We start from the raw sequence: 19262 nt of genomic DNA on the forward strand, positions 1-19262 counted from the left end.
AGCGAACTATCATGAACATTATAAAATATATTACAATTCCTGCTGTGGCAGTTGCGCTGACCCTGGGGTCATGCGGTAAAAAACTGGAGATTGAACCTGTGGATGATATCTCAGCTGAAAAGGCGCTATCTACCCCTGCTGATGTCAACAATGCACTAACGGGCGCATATACCATTATCGCAGGAGGGGCATTATACGGAACGAACCTGATTATGGTTCCTGATCTATATGCTAGTCCGGGCTATTTAAACTGGACCGGTACTTTTTCAACCTACCGCGACATATCGAATCAGAACATCATTGCCACCAATGAAGATGTAACCCGTACTTGGACCAATGCCTATAAGGCAATCAATGCTGCAAATACGGTACTAGAGGCGCTTCCTATCATCACAGATGAGGAAATGAAGGCTCAAGTAGAAGGAAAAGCTTATTTTATTCGGGGTATTATGTTCTTTGAGCTGGTACGTCTTTATGGCTTGCCTTATGAAGCTGGAGGGGCTAATTCAACACCGGGCGTACCTATCCCATTGAAAGCTGTGACCAAATTTGAGGATCTTATCAAAGGCATCACAAGAAGTACAGTAACTGAGTCTTATGCGCAGGCTGAGAAGGACCTATTGGCCTCTATTGCCAAATTAGCAGATTTCCCTTCCGATCTTGCGGCTTCACAAGGGATGTTGGCCCGTCTATATTTGCAACAAGGTAAATATGACAAAGCCAGAGACCTAGCTAATGATATCATCGAAAGTGGAGATTATGAGTTATCCCCATCTTTGGAAACTCCTTTCCGTACTCCGAACTCTTCGGAAGGTGTATTTGAGATCCAACAAAGCGAACAAAGTAATGCTGGTTCTTCGAACGATGGTTTAGCTACTTTCTACTCCAGCTACTTGAACAACACAGGTGGTAAAGTAGGTCGTGGAGATTTGAGCATCCTGAATTCCTATTACAACACCTTCGATCCTACCGATAAACGCAGAACGCAAATGATCTATGATGGAAACGGAGCGAAATCGGGTTGGTTTACCAAAAAATGGTACAATTACTTTGATAATATCCCAGTTGTGCGGTTGACTGAACTGTATCTGATGAGGGCAGAGTGTAACTTTAGATTGGGAACTTCTATCGGTGCAGATCCTTTGGATGACATCAATGTATTACGTGATAGAGCCGGAATCGGAGAGTTGGAAGATCTGACCTTAGATGCTATCTTATTGGAACGTAATAAGGAACTGGCATTTGAAGGATATAGATTGCATGATCTGAAAAGAACGAAAAAGAATATCGGTACTTTTCCATACAATTCTCCGAAAATGGTATTCCCTATTCCATATAGAGAGATCTCGGTGAACCCTGCATTGGTACAGAATCCAGGTTATTCACAATAACAAAATAAAAATAGCGGTCTGAACGGACCGCTATTTTTATTTCTATTGATTACAAGGCCTTTATCCAGGTTGTGATATCTTTCAGCACTTCAGGATTTATGGTTTCTTCAATCTCTTCATATTCACCAACGGCTCCTGTCTTAGCATTTTGGAAGAGATGATTTAAATTTGGATAGACCTTAGAAAGGTCGTTTTTGTTCTTTGGAAGATTATCCGTTAGGCTTTCGATATTTTCTCCTGCTGGCACTTGCACATCCTTGCCACCAAATGCCGCAAAGGTCGGGATCTTAATCTTCTTGATAAAAGGCACAGGATCTATCTTGATAAAATGGCGGAACCATGGAGTCACCAAAGCTCCAATCTGATCTGCACTTTCTATATTTTGGCTACCATTCACAGCACGCATATTATTTCTTATCGCATCGAAAGCTTTGTCGCTCGGAAGATCGGAAGCCATAATCTCATAATTCTTCTTGATCATAGCGCGTTCTCCTGCAGACATATCCTTTCCTTGAGATTTCATAACTGCAGCATTCTGTAGAATCATCAAAGAATCCATTCGGATGGTTGGGCCAGCTAAGGTGACAATAAAGTTCAATCCGCTAGCTTGTTGACCAGCTAGGATAGTTGCAATCAATCCACCTTCACTATGGCCAATGATACCGACTTTCATCGGATCGACTTGAGCTTGCTTGCGCAAAAAGCTCAGAGCAGCAAGCGCATCCTTTCCAAAGTCTCCTGTGGTAGACTTTGCAAAATCACCTTTTGACTTCCCTACTCCGCGGTCATCATAGCGAAGAACCACAATATTATTCTTGGTCAGGTAATCTGCCAATACCTTGAATGGCTCATGGCCCATTAAGGTTTCGTTGCGATCCTGTGGACCACTTCCCGAAACTAAAACAACAGCCGGATATTTGCCTGGTTCTTTTGGTTTAGTGATGGTACCTGCAAGAGTAACCTTGTCAATTTTATTTTCAAAGGTTACATCGACCGTATCATAAGAATAAGGCGGGTTTACGCGTTGGCTCCTTTTAAAAGTAGAGGCTTGGCTGGCTTGCTCAGCAGTTAACTTGCTAAGGACTAAATCCGTCTTCAGCCCACCTTGTTGAAACTTACCATCGATATGCATTCGATCAGAGCTGATCTTTCCGGCATATTTTACACCTAAGCTCTTCAATTCCACATATATGGAATCTCCGGTAGCTGTAATGCTGCTCAAAGGAAACCTATTGCTAGTCTGTTTAGGACTTTGCATTGTTCCCTCCCAAGTTCCATTGTATTTAAATTCAAAGATTAATGGCAATTCCATCCCTGAAACCTGCAAAGTGCCTTTCCAATTTCCCTCAAAGGATTGTGAAAAGCCCATAGAGCATGAACAAAACAGGATCAATGCCAAAAAATAATTCTTCATATGCTTAGAAATAAGGATTTAAAACATTCAATATCACGTCCAACACCAAGGTCAACAGCACAATGGCAATGGTATGGAACAATTTATTACTGTTGATGGCAATTTTCATACCTCTTACCAGTAAATGGAAAAAATAGTAAATGGAGAAGATACTGAAGATACCTGCCAAAGTGATTATTCCCAAATTAACTGGTGATATATTTAGCTTATTTATATTGCCTTTTTCAATTTCGGCTGTTAATTCTTCCATAATGCCGGTAAGAAATGGATTCAGGAGAAAAAGGGCAATAAACACCAATACGCATTGGGCTATAAGTACTGAAATCAATACATCCAACAGCCTTGTTTTGGAATAATTGAACTTTGCATATGCAAACATCAAAACTGTTAAACTGCCGCTGTTGATCAAGCCATAGACAATATACTTCCAATAAGGCCTTGGATGACTGAAATGCAACTGTATGATTCCATTATTGATGAAATGGAAGAAATACCCCAAAAGACTCATCACTATAAAACCAAGAACTCCATAAATCAATAATTTACGGCTGGTCGTATCCTCAAAGGGATTTAACATGATACTTACAAATTCTCTAGAACTCATCTTTATAGGGTTTATATTGGTTTATTATTTTTTGAACCTCTTCAGGTTTTTGGGTTCCAATCATTAATTGGCTCCCGTCTTTCATTATCAGTTGCACGCCGTGCTCTCCTTTGGTAGAATAGGCTTTTCCCCATTTTCCTAATCTATAACCCCATCCGCCAAAATCTGCAAATGTATAGGTCCGCATATATGCCGATGAAATGTCTGACCATGGAATAAATTTATTCCATATAAAAGGGATGAATACGATATGTATACCATCAGCTTCATACCTCGTCTTCAATCTGATTAGTGATAATAATACAAAAACGATTACCGGCAGTAAAAAACCACTTCGTTTAAATATATCCATATAATTTGGACTGATTGCCAAAGCTTGTGCAACTATTACTCCCAAGATGATCAGGAAAATCCAAGTGGTCATCATATTTTGGTTTTCTTTGAAGCTCATCATTATTTTATTGGAGGGTTTTCACTTTATCGATCAATTCATCCAGCTTATTCCTAACGGTAGGATAACTTTTGCCTAGCTTATTGGCCATTTCCTTTAGACTCCCAGAATTTAACAGAAATTCGATAATGAACTCTTGTTCTTCCGGCTCCAAGCGCATCAATACTGGGAAATTAAAACGGCCCGACACCTCAGTATCACAACTGTCACAGTGCAATTTTACTACGGTCATTTCGGTATCACAGGCCGGACATTGAATAGGAAACTTCATATATTATATATTCACCTTAATAAAGTTAAATAAAGTTTTAATATTATTTAAACATTGATTAATAAATATTATTTAAGAATTGGTAAAAGGTATAAAATATACTAATTCGTATATTTGCTCAATTTTAGTTTACAGATGAGAAAGTTATTAGGATTTATCCTTACTCCGATATTTTATATTTGTTTTGCATTATCATTATTGATATTCCATCCTATCCAATGGTTATGCTTGAAGCTGGGTGGATATGCTGCGCATAAGAAAAGCGTGGATATCTTGAACGGCTTCTTGGTAGCATGCAACTATACCCTATTTAACAGGACACAGTTTATTGATAATAAAAACATACCGGTAGGCAAACCCATTATCTTTATTGCCAACCACCAAAGTACCTACGATATCCCACCTTTGATTTACTTCTTGAGAAGGTTTCATGGTAAATTCATTTCAAAGATTGAATTGATGACCGCCAATATCCCTAGTATATCTTTCAACCTAAAACATGGTGGAGCTGCCAATATTGACCGTAAAGATCCAAAACAATCTATTGCCGAGATCCTAAATCTTGCCAATAACATGAAAAAGAACAATTGGTCGGCGTTTATTTTCCCAGAAGGAACGAGGACAAAAACTGGAAAGATGAAGGCTTTTTCGGTAGGTGGTATTGCGACATTGATGAAGAAAAACCCGGAGGCATTAGTTGTTCCTATTGCGATCAATGGTTCTTATAAAATGGTACAATGGGGAGCTTTTCCGCTTAGACCATTTACCCATATGTCATGGGAGGTTTTGAACCCAATAGACACTACTGGGTTAAATCCAGAAGAGATCGTTAAGAAAGCGGAGGATATGATTCGCGCTAAAGTAAAGGAAGAAAACCTGTAAACCTATTTGACGGTTCTACCCTTCCAATCGTACTTTCCTACATTTCCGACTACGCCGATATAGACAAAATAGAGCGAATGGACCACGGTTAGCAAGGGAAGATTCCAAAGCAGCTCCTTACGGTTTACAAATGCGAGAATAGGATAAAGGAAAACCAATTCCACCAGTAACTTCATCATCAAAGATGTGATCACCAATTCGCTGGCATCATAAATCCCCACTAAAAGAAAGATAAGGCTCAACAAAAAAGAAAGATTAAAGAGCCAAATACATACACCGAGGATCACAACCTTCTTGTCTTTATATTTTGTACTTTTTGAGGCCCAACGTTTTCTTTGGCTCAGAAAAGATTTAAGGTTCTCTTTAGCATCGGTATAAACAATTGCCTCCCTAGATTTACAAAAGCCTATCCTATCAGCATATTTTTCAGCGACCTTATGCAATAGCAGCTCATCATCCCCAGAAGCCAATTCATCAATCCCGTTAAATCCACCCATTTCGAAAAACAAGGTTTTTCTATAGGCAAGATTAGCTCCATTACAGGTCGTAGGATTCCCATTACCAATTCCCGCAGCTCCCAATCCAATAAGGTATAGGAACTCCAACGTCTGCAAGCGTTCAAAATAAGATTTTTCCTGATCGTAGCATACCGGAGAAGAAACCATCAACTTATCTTGGCTTTCCATATATTGGACAATACTCAATATCCATTTAGACCCCATTCTGCAATCAGCATCCGTGGTGATGATGATATCTCCAGATGAAGCATGAATTGCCTTATTAATTGCGAATTTCTTATATGAATTGAGTTTGTTTCCTTCGTTTAACGTAATCAGCTTTACGCCACGATCTGCATAAGTTGTGACGATCTCTCCGGTCCTATCCGTAGAATGGTCATCTACAACGATCACTTCCAATAATTCCTTGGGATATTCCTGTCCGACGATACAATCTAAAGTTTTGGAAATATTAGATTCCTCGTTCCTCGCCGCAATAATTACCGTTACTTTGGATAGAGGCATAATGGAAGTCAGATGAAACATAGGCAGCTTCATCCAACCGTTGCGCATATAAAGGACCAATACCACATAGATAATGGTCATAATAAATAGGAAAAAACTAAGATTTATTATCACTGATATAATTCACGTTAAATACAAAAAACGACCCGATGATTGCCGGAAAGATGAGGTTAACAAACCAAACACATGAGACAATGGCCATCACTGCAATTTCTTGGGTCGTAATATACGCATACAAATTGCTGGCTACAAAACTACGAACACTAAAGTCAAAAATATCTAAGGAAGGAACGGCAGATTGAATAAAAAACATGATAAAGATCATTAATACCATAGAAACCAGAGGAAGCTCTGGTAAAATGACCAACATGAGTATGATATATTGCGAAGTAAAGATGGCAAAGCGAAAGGCTGACAGCAAGAGTACATAAGCCAATTCTTTCACCGTAAAGTCTTCCAGCACCGAAAAGAATGGTTTTATCTTTTTCAAGAACTTGACTTTACCTACTAAGTAATCCACCCAAGAAACATTGAAGTATAGGATCAAAAAAGCCAAGGCATAGATAATGGCGATCAGCCAAACTCCAAAGTCAACTGAGGCTGGTGTTTCCAAAAAGGTTGTAACGAACCATGCAATACTCAAAGAACCGAAAACCGAAGTCAATACCAATTGCGCAAATAGGCCAACGCCCATTGCCACTGCTCCTGTCGTCCTATTCTCTGGCTTGAGCAACATCACTCTCCCACCATATTCCCCGATTCTGTTCGGGGTAAATATCGCCCAAGTAAGGCCACAAAACACCGATTTAATGGCTTTCCATACTCCTAACTTTTCTATCCTCTGACTGAGAAACTGCCACTTTTTGACCTCTAGGAACCAATTGACGAACATTAAGAGCACAACAACCAGCAATACCAATCTAATCGTTAGCGGATCGATCTGATGAATAAGGCTTTCAAACTCCTTCAAGTTCTTTTGGTTATTCACCTTGCTGACAACAAACCACATCGCAAGCGCAACAATGGCTATTTTAATCAAAAGATTGAGATATTTTCGCTGTGTCTTCGTCAATTTTGTTAAAGAAAGCACAATTTTAATAATTTTTTAATTAATAACCGTTTTTAGAAAGCAATGTTTAGAAAATCGTATTATTGCATATGCAAAAAGAACCGGCTAAAGAGAGGATTATTTTGGGAATTGACCCTGGAACGGTAGTTCTAGGTTATGGAATTTTGAAGGAGGTGAATAAAAAAATATCCTTGATCACGCTTGGTGTCATTAAAATGGGCCACTTAGATGACCATGGCCTCAAACTCCAACGCATCTTCAAAAAAACCAGTGCCCTGATTGCGGAGTACAATCCAGATTGTGTAGCATTAGAGGCTCCGTTCTATGGAAAGAACATCCAAGTCATGTTAAAGCTGGGCCGTGCTCAAGGTGTCGCAATGGCAGCCGCTCTGAATGCCGATATCCCCATCTTTGAATATTCCCCACGAAAGATAAAACAATCGGTTACAGGCAATGGAAATGCGAGTAAGGAGCAAGTTGCCGCGATGTTACAGACCTTATTGAGCTTTAAGGAAACCCCAGAGTTCCTCGATGCTACCGATGGTCTTGCAGTAGCGGTATGTCATGCCTTTCAGCAGAACCAGTCAACAGGTGGAAAAAACTATTCGGGTTGGGAAGCTTTTGTAAAGGACAATCAAAAACGAATTCGTTAGAGTTGGACCTGTCGGATGACATTCTTGACATTTAGTTCAATGATGTCAGTCATGCTCTTGCACTTGAAATAATTTTCATTTTCATAGTACTTCGCATACCCTTCTTTTAATTTTTCTATATTTTCCTTGGTGGAAAGCTGTTGGGTGCTACTCGCATCCCTGAGGTCCTTAATCCTGTGCCTTTCGCTTCGTACGCGGTGCACAATGGAAGATCGCTCCTCTTGTTGATATTGCAACACGGTCTTTTCGTTCAAATGATCCATGGACAATTTGACAAATGGCAGATTTTCTTTAAAGAATTGTGGCAGATAGACTTTGATATTCCCTTCATAGAACTGCTGGTCAAAATCAATGGCACGGATCCTAAACTGGAAATCATCAAAGTCGGGAGTAATCTGCATCACGAAGTTATAAGCCCTCATATCTCCTAACATCGAGATTACACAGCGCTCGTTAAACTTCACAAACTCCTTTGCAATCCTTGTCTGATTATAATCTGGAGCATCCATCTTAGTTTTTGCAAAGGTATCTCCGGGGATCCCCACAATATGCTCTTCTACCAAAGTATCGCGATCATAAAGGTAATTGACCTGATTTGGAGAGATGATTTCTTCCAGCTCCAAGCCATAGATCCTGGAGGCATCAGCTTGTTTGATATAGAAATAATCATAGACATCGTTTAGCCTATTGACAATTTTGATTCGGAAGGGATGTGTATTTCCAAATGCACAGAATTCAATCTTTTCAATCACCTTATGTTGCACGATCCGGGTATTACCAGATGCTTTCAATTGTGCATATACAATTTTGAGCTGATCATATAAGGTATCTTGGATATGGGGAGGATATAAAGGGATTTCCCACAACGTATCATTGCCAAACTTGTCCAGGGAAGGTATGGTTTCTTGGAAATTCAAAAGATCAGAATAGGTCATGGGCAATTTACCATCCCGCTGATAAGCTTTTAGATATTTCAACAAACCCGTACCCACCGGAAAAATTGGTTTTTTCCTTGAAATCTTTACATCATCTTCTTTCATAACAAGCATTTGTGACTGAAACTAAAGTACGAAAAATAGTTGTTGTATACATCAATGAAAAAATGTTAAAAAAAATGACGTAATTTTATCATTCAAACATTAATTTAACAATAATTGTTGTTATTTTTGAAAAAATTAGAAAATTGAAAAATTTATTTGAAAGGCTTATAAATGGAAGAAGCTCCCCGGGCGAGGAGCTTCAACGCTAACCAATTATAAACCTATGTTATTTTGAGGGAAGTAATTACAAACTTTAGTGTTTTTTACCTCGTTTGTTATAACAAATTTAAATTTTATTGTAAATAAATAGAAATTTATTTGATTTTTTTAGATATTTTTAAAAACCTTATTACAAAATAACACATAAATACCATTTTTATGGAAAAAAACTATTCAAATTACGATTTAGACAACCTAGATGTTCAAATTTTATCCATTTTAATGGAAGACGCCTCAATTCCATACACAGAAATAGCTAAAAAACTGATAGTTTCTGGTGGAACCATCCATGTTCGCATGAAAAAAATGGAAGAATTGGGGATTATTAGAGGTTCTAACTTAATTATCAACCCCCAAAAGGTTGGATTTGACATTACGGCCTTCTTAGGTATCTATTTAGAGAAGGGTTCTCAGTATGCTGATGCAGTAGAACAGTTGAAACAAGTGAAAGAAGTAGTGGAATTACACTATTGTACTGGTCAATATAGTATGTTTGCTAAAATCATCTGTAAGGACACCTCCCATTTACGCAAAGTTTTAAATGAAGACATCCAAGGACTGAAAGGAATCCAACGTACAGAGACCATTATTTCATTAGAAGAGAGCATCAAAAGACAAATCACCTTATAAGAATTGTCTAAAATGGCTTTTTATCTTAAAACTAACGTCTAGAGATAAAAAAAAGCGGGCTTGGCCCGCTTTTTTTATTGAATTTCTTATATGATTCCCTTCAAGAGGTCAATATAATATCGAACTCCATCATTTATTTCATGCAAATAGATAAATTCATCCGCTGTATGCGATCTTGCTGAATCTCCCGGCCCTGTTTTGATGGACGGAATATTCAAAATAGCCTGGTCACTCATCGTCGGACTGCCATATAATTCTTTTCCCAATGATTTCCCAGAGCGAACGATCGGATGATCAATGGAAATAGAAGATGGATTCAATCGGGTAGAACGAGGTTCTACGGAGGATTTCACATATTTCCTTATTATCTCCAAGACCTCCAGGTTAGTATATACATCCGTTGTCCTGACATCTACGACAAACTTACAACTCGCGGGTACAACATTATGTTGTGATCCGGCCTCAATCATTGTTACACTCATCTTCACCGGACCCAAAAATTCCGATTGCTTAGGGAATTGATAATTCCTGAACCAAATGATGTCCTCAATGGCCTTATAAATCGCATTTTCACCCTCTTCCCGAGCGGCATGTCCAGATTTCCCTGCGGCTTCACAGTCCAATACCATCAAACCTTTTTCAGCTACCGCCAAATTCAATAGGGTCGGCTCACCAATAATGGCAAATTCACAAGGTTTGATATGTTTATATGCTTCCTCTAAGCCTCCTTTTCCGGAAACCTCTTCTTCTGAAGAAGCAACCAAACAAAGGTTAAAAGGCAAATCTTCACGCTCATAATAATAACGGAATGCAGCAATTAAAGAAACCAAACAACCACCTGCATCATTACTCCCTAAACCAAACAGCTTCCCATCCTCAACAATTGCCTTAAAGGGATCTTTAGTATAGCCTGGATTCGGTTTTACGGTATCGTGATGGGAATTCAACAGCACATAAGGTTTAGCTGGATCTTCAAATCGGTTATAGGCAACCACATTGTTCCCTATCCTTTCTGTAGCTATAGCATGTTGCTGGAAAAAATCGGCAAGCAATTGAGCAGTCTGATCCTCTTCCCTACTGAATGATTGGGTTTCAATCAATTGTTTCAATAGCGAGGTACTCTCCTCAATCAATTGCTCAATACTAATCATTATATAAACCTCCAGCTTTCTTAGCCGACAATTTAATTCCTTTAATAAAAGCCGAACTGAAACCGTTATGTTCCATTTCGTTCAGTCCCGCAATGGTACAGCCTTTTGGAGAAGTCACCTTATCGATTTCACTTTCTGGGTGGCTTTGCATCTGCAGCAACAAATCTGCCGCTCCTTTTGCAGTCTGGATGGCCATTTTCAAAGCATCATGGGCATGGAAACCAATTTCCACCCCACCTTGCGAGGCTGCTCTGATACTTCTCAAGAAAAATGCAATCCCACAAGCACATAATGCCGTTGCAGAAGTCATTAAGTCTTCATTGATCACCACAACCGACCCAACAGCTTCAAAGATCACTGAAACATCCTGGATCTTATCTTCAGGGGCGCTGTCAGTCGCAATACAAGTCATGGATTGACCTATGGCGATTGCCGTATTTGGCATCGCTCGGATAACAACCTTATCTTGGCCCAATACATCCTTGATATCCTGGCAAGTTACACCAGATACTACAGAAATAATGGTTTGGGTAGGAGTCAATACAGGAGCCAATTCATCCATCACCTTCCTGATCTGTTGGGGGAGAATAGCCAATACAATAAATTCAGCTCCTTGAATCGCTTCCGGATTTGAATCGCTCACACTAAAACCCTCCTCCTTTTCCACAGTCAACGACGCCAGATTGCGCCTGGTGATGGTAATCTCATTGGCTTTGCAATATTTAGTTTTCACTAGCCCCTTAGCCAATGACAAACCAATATTCCCGCCTCCAATAATTGTTATCTTATTCATTTTATTTAAGTTTAGGCAATTAAGCAAGTTCCAAACTTCCGTTGCTGAAAGAGGTGCAAATTATTGGCATGTCCTATATAGACATTACTGACACCTCTAGAAATCGCTTCAAATGCATTATATAGTTTCGGGATCATCCCGTCATGAATGGTCTTGCTATCTTTCAATCTTTCGAAATCAACAGAACGAATGGTTTCAATAACGGATTGCTCATCATTCACATCCAGCAGTACACCGTTTTTATCAAAACAATAGATCAATGAAACTTCATATAGTTTTGATAGGGCAACAGCCAAGGAAGACGCGATAGTATCCGCATTGGTATTCAATAGTTGTCCATTCCCATTATGGGTAATAGCAGAAAACACGGGAATAAATTCCGCTTCTAATAGTTTTTTGATGGCTAGGGAATCGATGGAATCAGCGAGGATATCACCTACAAAACCATAATCGATTTCCTTAACCGGTCTTTTCACCGCCTTGATCACATTGGCATCTGCCCCACATAGGCCAATTGCATTGCAATTGTATTTCTGCAAGGAAGCCACCAAGTTTTTATTGGTTAGGCCTGCATAGACCATGGTCACGACGTCCAACATGGCAGCATCGGTAATACGTCTACCCTCCACCATCTTGGCCTCGATACCCATATCCGATGCCATACGCGTTGCGATCTTTCCTCCGCCATGCACCAGGATCTTACGACCCGGCAAAGCAGAAAATTTCTCTAAAAACTCTTCTAATTGTTCCGGGTTGTCAATGACATTCCCGCCTATCTTGATAATATTTAATACCGACATCCTAAATTTAACCCTTCAAATCTTCCAACATTCTTTTCAAAACAACCTGCGCAGCCCATACCCTATTGCTGGCTTCCTTGATCACCAATGAATTTGGCCCGTCCAAAATCTCTGAGGACAATTCCAAATCCCTACGCACCGGCAAACAGTGCATCACCTTGGCATCATTGGTCAACTTCAATTTCTCATTATCCAACAACCAATTTTCATTGACTGGGTACACCTCCCCATATTCCTTAAATGAAGACCAGTTCTTCACATAGACAAAATCAGCATTAGCAAGAGCCTCATCTAGATTGGTCGTAATATGAGCACCTGGTGTAAAGTCCTCAGACAGTTCATAGCCAGCAGGCTGGGCGATGGTAAAATCAACCAAACCTTCTTCCTGGGCACGACACATCCATTCTGAGAAAGAATTAGGGACCGCTTGAGGCAAAGCCTTCACATGCGGCGCCCAAGCCAATACAACCTTCGGTTTATCCGTTTTCTTGTATTCTGTAATCGTGATCAGATCAGTCAAACTTTGCAATGGATGCCTAGTTGCACTTTCCAAAGAAACCACCGGTACTCCACAATATTTAATAAATTTATTGAATAGGTCTTCCGAATAATCCGCTTCCTTATCCTTCAAGGTAGGAAATGAACGCAGACCAAGAATATCACAATACTCACCCATCACAGCAGCAGCCTCTCGGATATGTTCAACAGTGGTGCCGTTCATGATCACCCCATCTCGTGTTTCCAAGGCCCAGCCATCCTTATCCATGTTCATGACCATCACGTTCATGCCAAGGTTCATCCCTGCCTTTTGCGTACTCAAGCGTGTTCTCAAACTAGGGTTAAGAAATACCAAACCTAGCATTTTATGCTTCCCCAAGGTTTCGTTGGAATAAGGGCTAGCCTTTATTTCTAAAGCCTCTGTAACGATGTCTTTCAGATTATCTACGTCTGCTACGGAAAAAAACTTCTTCATTTAATCTATTTTGATTTTTATGCTTTTAATCTCTCTTCAAAAGCAGTTAAAAATTGATCAGCAATCTTATTGGTAATGTTCAATGCAGGCAAAAGACGAATCACATTGGGTTTCGCTTCCCCTGTAAAAATCCTGTTTTTCAACAACAAATCTTTCTTCACATGGGCTAACTCAGCTGGCAGTTCGATCCCGATCATCAAGCCTCTCCCCCTTACTTCCAACACCTGATCAAATTTCTTGAGTTCTTCGATCAAATAACTGCCTACTTGAGCTGCATTAGCCATCAAGTTATCCTGCTTGATGATATCTAATACAGAAACAGCAGCTGCACATGCCAAATGGTTACCACCGAAGGTAGTCCCTAAAAGGCCAAATGAGGCTTTGAATTTAGGAGAAATAGCAATCCCACCGATCGGGAAACCATTACCCATTCCCTTTGCCATAGAATAGATATCTGCATCAACCCCGGCATAGTCATGGGAGAAGAAAGAACCTGTTCTTCCATATCCACATTGTACGGAATCAGCAATGAATACCGAGCCATATTGATCACAAAGACTGCGGATAAGTTTCAAAAAAGGCACCGACGCTTCACGGATACCCCCTACACCTTGAATACCTTCAATGATAACGGATGAAATCTCATCCCCATATTCCTTAAATGCTTTTTCCAAAGCCTCTTCATCATTAAAAGGGAGGAATACTACATTATCGGTCTCATTGACCGGAGCCACGATGGCAGGGTTATCAGTAGCAGCAACCGCCAAGGAAGTACGTCCATGGAAAGACTTAGAAAAGGCGATCACCTTTTTTCGTCCTGTATGAAATGATGCTAATTTCAGGGCGTTTTCATTCGCCTCAGCACCAGAGTTACATAGAAACAAGGTATAGTCAGGTTTACCTGAAACTTCACCTAATTGTTTCGCTAATTGTTGTTGGATAGGGATCAAGATGGAATTAGAGTAAAAGCCAATTTTATTCAATTGATCCGTGATACTTTTCACATAATGCGGATGGGTATGACCAATGGAGATAACAGCATGACCTCCATATAAATCCAAATATTCAGTTCCTTGTTCATCCCATACAGTAGAGCCTTGTGCTTTTACGATGTTGATAGGGGTAACAGGATAAACGTTAAATAGTTCCATGAAATGAAATAAATATGCTAAAGTTTAGTTTTTCAAATGTACAAATAATTAAATAGCTGAACTTACTTAAAAAGGGTATAAAATAAAAAAGTCCTCTTGGATAAGAGGACTTTTCTATGATTCGTTTAAAGATTATTCATCAACTTTTTTTCCACCGTCTAATTCGGCTTTAAGTTTTTCTAGTTCTTCAAATTTACCATCTGCAGCTAATTGTGCTTGTTCAGCCCAAGTAATAGGATCTGCAGTGTTAAAGTTAGAACCAGCTTCAGTTAAGATTTCTTTAACTTTCTCAGCATCAGTTTTAGCTAATTCAGTGTAAGTTGCAATACCAGCAGCTGCTAATACTTCTGCAATCTTAGGACCGATACCTTCAACAATGGTTAAATCATCGCCAGCTTTCTCAGCTTTTGCCTCTTTTGATTCAGTTGTTGGAGTAGCTTTCTTTTTAGCAGAACCACGACGTCGAGTAGATTTTTTCTCAGTTTGAGCAGTTTTACCGTAGATTTCGTTGTAATCAACTAATTCGATAAATGCCATTTCTGCGTTGTCACCCAAACGGTTCTCTAATTTAATGATACGAGTGTAACCTCCTGGACGAGATGCTACTTTTTCTGAAATCTCGCGGAACAAGATAGAAACTGCATCCTTGTCTTTCAAGTAAGCGAATACCGTACGACGTGAGTGTGTAGTGTCGTTTTTAGATTTTGTAATCAAAGGCTCCACATAAGTACGCAACGCTTTTGCTTTCGCTAAAGTCGTAGTAATACGTTTGTGTTTGATCAATGAAGTCGCCATGTTAGCTAACATCGCCTTACGGTGACTGTCAGTGCGGCCTAAGTGATTTACTTTTTTTCCGTGTCTCATTTTAGTTTTGATTTTGTGCGTACCGTTCTTTTTCTACAGACCGTAGTCCATATACTCCGGAGGAATTACGCAGCAGGTCGCTTATATTATTTAATTATTATTCTTCGTCCAATTTGTATTTAGACAGGTTCATACCAAATGATAAACCTTTAGATTTAACTAGCTCTTGAATTTCGCTCAATGATTTTTTACCAAAGTTGCGGAATTTCAACATATCAGCTACATCGTATGTAACCAATTCAGCTAAAGTGCGGATATCAGCAGCTTTCAAACAGTTCAATGCACGAACCGAAAGATCTAAGTCTACCAATTCTGTTTTCAAGATCTTACGCATGTGTAAGATTTCCTCGTCAACAACCTTAGTTTCTTCTTTAGTTTGAGACTCTAACAACATGTTTTCGTCAGAGAACAACATAAAGTGTTGGATCAAGATTTTAGCTGCTTCTTTCAAAGCATCTTCTGGATGAATGGAACCATCAGTAGAGATATCTAACAACAATTTCTCGTAGTCAGTCTTTTGCTCTACACGGTAGTTCTCAATGGTATATTTTACATTCTTAATTGGAGTGTAGATTGAGTCAATCGCAATTACTCCAACAGGACCATCAACCACTTTATTTTCCTCTGCATTTACGTATCCGCGGCCTTTTGCAACTGACAATTCAACTTCTACAGTTACTGAACTATCCATGTTACAGATGACCAAATCAGGATTCAATACAGTAAAATTATTGGAAAACTTCGTAATATCACCAGCTGTAAATTGATCTTGACCATTGATAACCACAAAGATCTTCTCGTTATCGCCTTGTTCACCTGATTTCTTAAAACGTACTTGTTTCAAGTTCAAGATGATTTCAGTTACGTCTTCTACTACACCTTTAATGGTAGAGAATTCGTGCGACACGCCTGAAAATCTTACCGACGTAATTGCATATCCTTCTAAAGAGGACAATAAAATACGGCGTAAAGCATTACCAATAGTAACTCCAAAACCTGGCTCTAGTGGACGAAATTCAAAGGTACCATCAAAATCAGTTGATTTTTGCATGATAACTTTATCCGGTCTTTGAAATGCTAAAATTGCCATTTATGTTCTTTTAAGTTTATTTACTATTTATGAAAACAACAACATGCATCTATGACAATGCATGTTGTTATTAATTATTATTTAGAGTACAACTCTACAATTAAGTTCTCTTTAATGTTTTCTGGAATATCAGCTCTTTCAGGGAAATTAACAAATGTTCCTGTAAGTTTGTCTGCATCCCAATCCAACCAGCTGAATTTGTTTATTTTTCTTCCAGCTACTGAGTTTACGATTGCCTCTAATGATTGAGAACGCTCGCGAACAGCAATAACATCACCTGGACGGATACTGTATGATGGAATGTTAACGACTTGACCGTTAACTGTAATGTGCTTGTGCGAAACTAATTGACGAGCAGATGAACGTGTAGGAGCGATTCCTAAACGGTAAACGATGTTATCTAAACGTGCTTCTAATAATTTCAAGAAGTTTTCACCAGTAACACCTTGTTTTGCTGCTGCCTTAGCAAATAAGTTAGCGAATTGACGCTCTAATACACCGTAAGTGTATTTTGCTTTTTGCTTTTCTAACAACTGAATAGCGTATTCAGATTGTTTTCCTCTTCTTTTTGATGGTCCGTGTTGACCTGGAGGATAATTCTTTTTTTCTAATGCCTTATCTGGGCCGAAAATTGGCTCTCTAAATTTACGAGCTATTTTGGACTTAGGTCCTGTATATCTTGCCATTTCTTATTCTGTTTGAAGTATCAATCAGCCTATAACTGACGAATCTTATCTTAAACAAATCTGTTATTAAACTCTTCTGCGTTTTGGAGGACGACAACCGTTGTGAGGTAGTGGAGTAATATCTTTGATCGTAGTCACATCGATACCAATACCTTGCAATGAACGGATAGCCGACTCACGTCCAGCACCCGGACCTTTAACGAAAACTTCAACTTTACGCAATCCTAAATCATGTGCAACTTTACCACAGTCTGAAGCAGCTTGTGATGCAGCGTATGGAGTGTTCTTTTTAGAACCTTTAAAGCCCATTTTACCAGCTGATGACCATGAAATTGTTTGACCTTGATTGTTAGTCAAAGTTACGATGATGTTGTTAAAAGTAGCGTTGATATGAGCTTGTCCTACAGGCTCGATAACTACGATACGTTTTTTAGTAACTTTTTTACTTTTAGCCATTTCTTACTTATTATTTAGTAGCTTTTTTCTTGTTTGCAACTGTCTTACGTTTACCTTTTCTGGTACGAGAGTTATTCTTAGTACGTTGTCCACGAACTGGTAAGTGTTTACGGTGACGCAAGCCACGGTAACAACCAATATCCATTAAACGTTTAATGTTCAACTGAACCTCTGAACGTAATGCGCCTTCTACCTTAATCTCATCATTGATGATTGTACGGATAGCTGCTAATTGATCATCATCCCATTCTTGAACTTTTACATCTTGACTGATGCCTGCTTTCTCTAGGATATAAGCAGCAGTAGAACGACCAATACCAAAAATATAGGTAAGGCCAATGATGCCTCTTTTGTTTTTAGGTAAATCTATACCTGAGATCCTTGCCATATAATATTTTAAGCGATTATGTTAAAATTAACCCTGACGTTGTTTGAACTTCGGGTTCTTTTTATTGATTACAAATACTTTTCCTTTACGACGGATAATCTTACAATCCGCACTACGTTTTTTTATTGATGCTCTAACTTTCATTACAGTAAATTTTTAAAAGCTATTTTTATTGAAGAAACTTACGTTTACTTATAGCGGTATGTAATTCTTCCTTTTGTTAAGTCGTATGGTGACATCTCTAACTTCACTTTGTCACCTGGTAATATTTTAATATAATGCATGCGCATTTTCCCCGAGATATGTGCAATGATTTCATGCCCATTCTCTAATTCAACGCGAAACATCGCGTTGGAAAGCGCTTCTTTGATTATGCCGTCTTGCTCAATCGAGGCTTGTTTAGCCATAAAATCTATTATTTTAAATGATGATATACCCGCAAACAGGAGTGCAAAGATAAATAAAATAATTGAATACCAACTACTTTTTATTTAAAACTTTCTCTATGGCCTCAAAATTCAAAAGCACGTCCGGACTGCCTTTTCGGATCGCAACCATCTGTTCAAAATGCGCCGAAAGCTTTCCATCAACTGTACTCACTGTCCAACCATCATCCCAGAACTTGACCCCTGCCTTACCGGCATTGATCATCGGTTCGATACAGATTACCAATCCTTCTTCCAATTTCGGACCCGATCCACGTTTACCGTAATTCGGAACCTCAGGTTTTTCGTGCAAATGAAAACCAACTCCATGTCCTACCAATTCACGAACGATCCCATAACGATATGGCGATACATATTCTTGAACGGCAGCTGAAATATCTCCCACACGTTTTCCCGCGATTGCTTGATCGATCCCCGCTTGCAACGAACCTTTTGTTACTTCTAACAATTGTTTCGCTTCTTCAGAAATCTCTCCTACAGCAAAAGTATATGCAGAATCACTGATAAAACCATTCAAATTCACCCCTCCGTCGACCGTTACGATATCTCCATCTTTCAGAACATAGTCACTTGGAAATCCATGCACGACCTGGTCGTTCACAGAAATACACAATGAATAAGGAAAACCTTGATAGTTCAAGAAGGCTGGAGTTCCTTTGTGATCTTTAATAAAATCAAAGGCAAACTTATCTAGGGATAAGGTCGTAATGCCTGGCTTTACTAATCCTGCAATTTCAGCAAGTAATTGCGAGAGTACATTTGCTGACTCTCGCACTTGCTCAATTTCATCTGCTGTTTTATAATATACTTTAGACATT

General features: G+C 39.1%; 24 protein-coding genes. 4 read left to right on the forward strand and 20 right to left on the reverse strand.

What is annotated here, in order from left to right; all coding sequences use genetic code 11:
- Positions 1-11 precede the first annotated feature (11 nt).
- Complete coding sequence (locus ACK2WI_RS04900; protein WP_409149964.1) at positions 12-1391, forward strand: RagB/SusD family nutrient uptake outer membrane protein; 1380 nt, start codon at positions 12-14, stop codon at positions 1389-1391.
- Between the two features lie 49 nt (positions 1392-1440).
- Here the strand turns inward: ACK2WI_RS04900 and ACK2WI_RS04905 are convergent, their stop codons facing one another.
- Genes ACK2WI_RS04905 through ACK2WI_RS04920 form a run of 4 tightly spaced genes read right to left on the reverse strand, consistent with a single transcriptional unit; the run spans position 1441 to position 4131 of the window.
- Complete coding sequence (locus ACK2WI_RS04905; protein WP_409149965.1) at positions 1441-2805, reverse strand: alpha/beta hydrolase family protein; 1365 nt, start codon at positions 2803-2805, stop codon at positions 1441-1443.
- A 4-nt stretch (positions 2806-2809) separates the two neighbouring features.
- On the reverse strand, positions 2810-3409 hold the full coding sequence (locus ACK2WI_RS04910) for a hypothetical protein (RefSeq protein ID WP_139185519.1): 600 nt from the start codon (positions 3407-3409) through the stop codon (positions 2810-2812).
- Positions 3399-3863 carry a hypothetical protein gene (locus tag ACK2WI_RS04915; protein WP_409149966.1) on the reverse strand — a complete coding sequence of 155 codons (465 nt, stop codon included), beginning with the start codon at positions 3861-3863 and terminating at the stop codon, positions 3399-3401. Before ACK2WI_RS04915 ends, ACK2WI_RS04910 begins: the two co-directional genes overlap by 11 nt.
- Before the next feature lie 4 nt (positions 3864-3867).
- Positions 3868-4131, reverse strand: a complete 264-nt coding sequence (locus ACK2WI_RS04920) for a DUF2089 family protein (RefSeq protein ID WP_312697312.1) — start codon at positions 4129-4131, stop codon at positions 3868-3870.
- Positions 4132-4266: 135 nt separating this feature from the next.
- Here ACK2WI_RS04920 and ACK2WI_RS04925 point away from each other — a divergent pair, with 135 nt between their 5' ends.
- Positions 4267-5013 (forward strand): lysophospholipid acyltransferase family protein, encoded by a 747-nt coding sequence (locus tag ACK2WI_RS04925; RefSeq protein ID WP_409149967.1) that lies wholly within the window; start codon positions 4267-4269, stop codon positions 5011-5013.
- Between the two features lie 2 nt (positions 5014-5015).
- On the opposite strand, the gene ACK2WI_RS04930 is transcribed toward ACK2WI_RS04925, so the two are convergent.
- Complete coding sequence (locus ACK2WI_RS04930; protein ID WP_409149968.1) at positions 5016-6116, reverse strand: glycosyltransferase family 2 protein; 1101 nt, start codon at positions 6114-6116, stop codon at positions 5016-5018.
- A 16-nt stretch (positions 6117-6132) separates the two neighbouring features.
- Positions 6133-7125, reverse strand: coding sequence for a lysylphosphatidylglycerol synthase domain-containing protein (locus ACK2WI_RS04935; RefSeq protein WP_409149969.1), 993 nt, complete (start codon positions 7123-7125; stop codon positions 6133-6135).
- A 68-nt stretch (positions 7126-7193) separates the two neighbouring features.
- On the opposite strand from ACK2WI_RS04935, the gene ruvC reads away from it, so the two are divergent.
- Positions 7194-7757 (forward strand): crossover junction endodeoxyribonuclease RuvC, encoded by a 564-nt coding sequence (ruvC, locus tag ACK2WI_RS04940; RefSeq protein WP_093100364.1) that lies wholly within the window; start codon positions 7194-7196, stop codon positions 7755-7757.
- Here the strand turns inward: ruvC and ACK2WI_RS04945 are convergent.
- Complete coding sequence (locus ACK2WI_RS04945) at positions 7754-8797, reverse strand: hypothetical protein (RefSeq protein ID WP_093100365.1); 1044 nt, start codon at positions 8795-8797, stop codon at positions 7754-7756. The two genes, ruvC and ACK2WI_RS04945, sit on opposite strands and share 4 nt — an antisense overlap.
- A 378-nt stretch (positions 8798-9175) precedes the next feature.
- Here ACK2WI_RS04945 and ACK2WI_RS04950 point away from each other — a divergent pair, with 378 nt between their 5' ends.
- Positions 9176-9646, forward strand: a complete 471-nt coding sequence (locus ACK2WI_RS04950; RefSeq protein WP_093100366.1) for an Lrp/AsnC ligand binding domain-containing protein — start codon at positions 9176-9178, stop codon at positions 9644-9646.
- A gap of 86 nt (positions 9647-9732) precedes the next feature.
- Here the strand turns inward: ACK2WI_RS04950 and ACK2WI_RS04955 are convergent, their stop codons facing one another.
- The 13 genes from ACK2WI_RS04955 to map form a co-directional block, all read right to left on the reverse strand.
- A complete protein-coding gene (locus ACK2WI_RS04955) occupies positions 9733-10797 on the reverse strand; it encodes a M20 family metallo-hydrolase (protein ID WP_409149970.1) in 1065 nt (354 codons plus the stop codon).
- Entirely contained in the window at positions 10790-11590 is an 801-nt protein-coding gene (gene proC / locus ACK2WI_RS04960; protein ID WP_409149971.1) for a pyrroline-5-carboxylate reductase, read from the reverse strand. The genes ACK2WI_RS04955 and proC overlap by 8 nt, the downstream gene beginning before the upstream one ends.
- 11 nt (positions 11591-11601) lie before the next feature.
- The gene (gene argB / locus ACK2WI_RS04965) at positions 11602-12390 is read right to left on the reverse strand and encodes an acetylglutamate kinase (RefSeq protein ID WP_093100370.1); all 789 of its coding nucleotides are present in this window, start codon (positions 12388-12390) and stop codon (positions 11602-11604) included.
- A 7-nt stretch (positions 12391-12397) separates the two neighbouring features.
- Entirely contained in the window at positions 12398-13363 is a 966-nt protein-coding gene (locus ACK2WI_RS04970; protein WP_409149972.1) for an acetylornithine carbamoyltransferase, read from the reverse strand.
- Positions 13364-13380: 17 nt separating this feature from the next.
- Positions 13381-14514, reverse strand: a complete 1134-nt coding sequence (locus ACK2WI_RS04975; protein ID WP_409149973.1) for an aspartate aminotransferase family protein — start codon at positions 14512-14514, stop codon at positions 13381-13383.
- 132 nt (positions 14515-14646) lie between these two features.
- Positions 14647-15378, reverse strand: coding sequence for a 50S ribosomal protein L17 (gene rplQ / locus ACK2WI_RS04980; protein WP_409149974.1), 732 nt, complete (start codon positions 15376-15378; stop codon positions 14647-14649).
- A 97-nt stretch (positions 15379-15475) separates the two neighbouring features.
- Positions 15476-16468, reverse strand: a complete 993-nt coding sequence (locus ACK2WI_RS04985) for a DNA-directed RNA polymerase subunit alpha (protein ID WP_093100377.1) — start codon at positions 16466-16468, stop codon at positions 15476-15478.
- A 77-nt stretch (positions 16469-16545) separates the two neighbouring features.
- Positions 16546-17154 (reverse strand): 30S ribosomal protein S4, encoded by a 609-nt coding sequence (rpsD, locus tag ACK2WI_RS04990; RefSeq protein ID WP_093100379.1) that lies wholly within the window; start codon positions 17152-17154, stop codon positions 16546-16548.
- A gap of 66 nt (positions 17155-17220) precedes the next feature.
- On the reverse strand, positions 17221-17610 hold the full coding sequence (gene rpsK / locus ACK2WI_RS04995; RefSeq protein WP_093100381.1) for a 30S ribosomal protein S11: 390 nt from the start codon (positions 17608-17610) through the stop codon (positions 17221-17223).
- 10 nt (positions 17611-17620) lie between these two features.
- The gene (rpsM, locus tag ACK2WI_RS05000) at positions 17621-17998 is read right to left on the reverse strand and encodes a 30S ribosomal protein S13 (RefSeq protein WP_093100383.1); all 378 of its coding nucleotides are present in this window, start codon (positions 17996-17998) and stop codon (positions 17621-17623) included.
- A gap of 27 nt (positions 17999-18025) precedes the next feature.
- Positions 18026-18142: a type B 50S ribosomal protein L36 gene (gene ykgO / locus ACK2WI_RS05005; RefSeq protein WP_013665024.1), complete on the reverse strand. Its 117-nt coding sequence runs from the start codon at positions 18140-18142 to the stop codon at positions 18026-18028.
- A 44-nt stretch (positions 18143-18186) separates the two neighbouring features.
- A complete protein-coding gene (gene infA / locus ACK2WI_RS05010; protein ID WP_021071231.1) occupies positions 18187-18405 on the reverse strand; it encodes a translation initiation factor IF-1 in 219 nt (72 codons plus the stop codon).
- Positions 18406-18478: 73 nt separating this feature from the next.
- Complete coding sequence (gene map / locus ACK2WI_RS05015; RefSeq protein WP_093100385.1) at positions 18479-19261, reverse strand: type I methionyl aminopeptidase; 783 nt, start codon at positions 19259-19261, stop codon at positions 18479-18481.
- Between the last annotated feature and the right edge of the window lies 1 nt (position 19262).

It is taken from the genome of Sphingobacterium sp. BS-2, assembly GCF_046161205.1.
GTDB lineage: Bacteria > Bacteroidota > Bacteroidia > Sphingobacteriales > Sphingobacteriaceae > Sphingobacterium > Sphingobacterium mizutaii.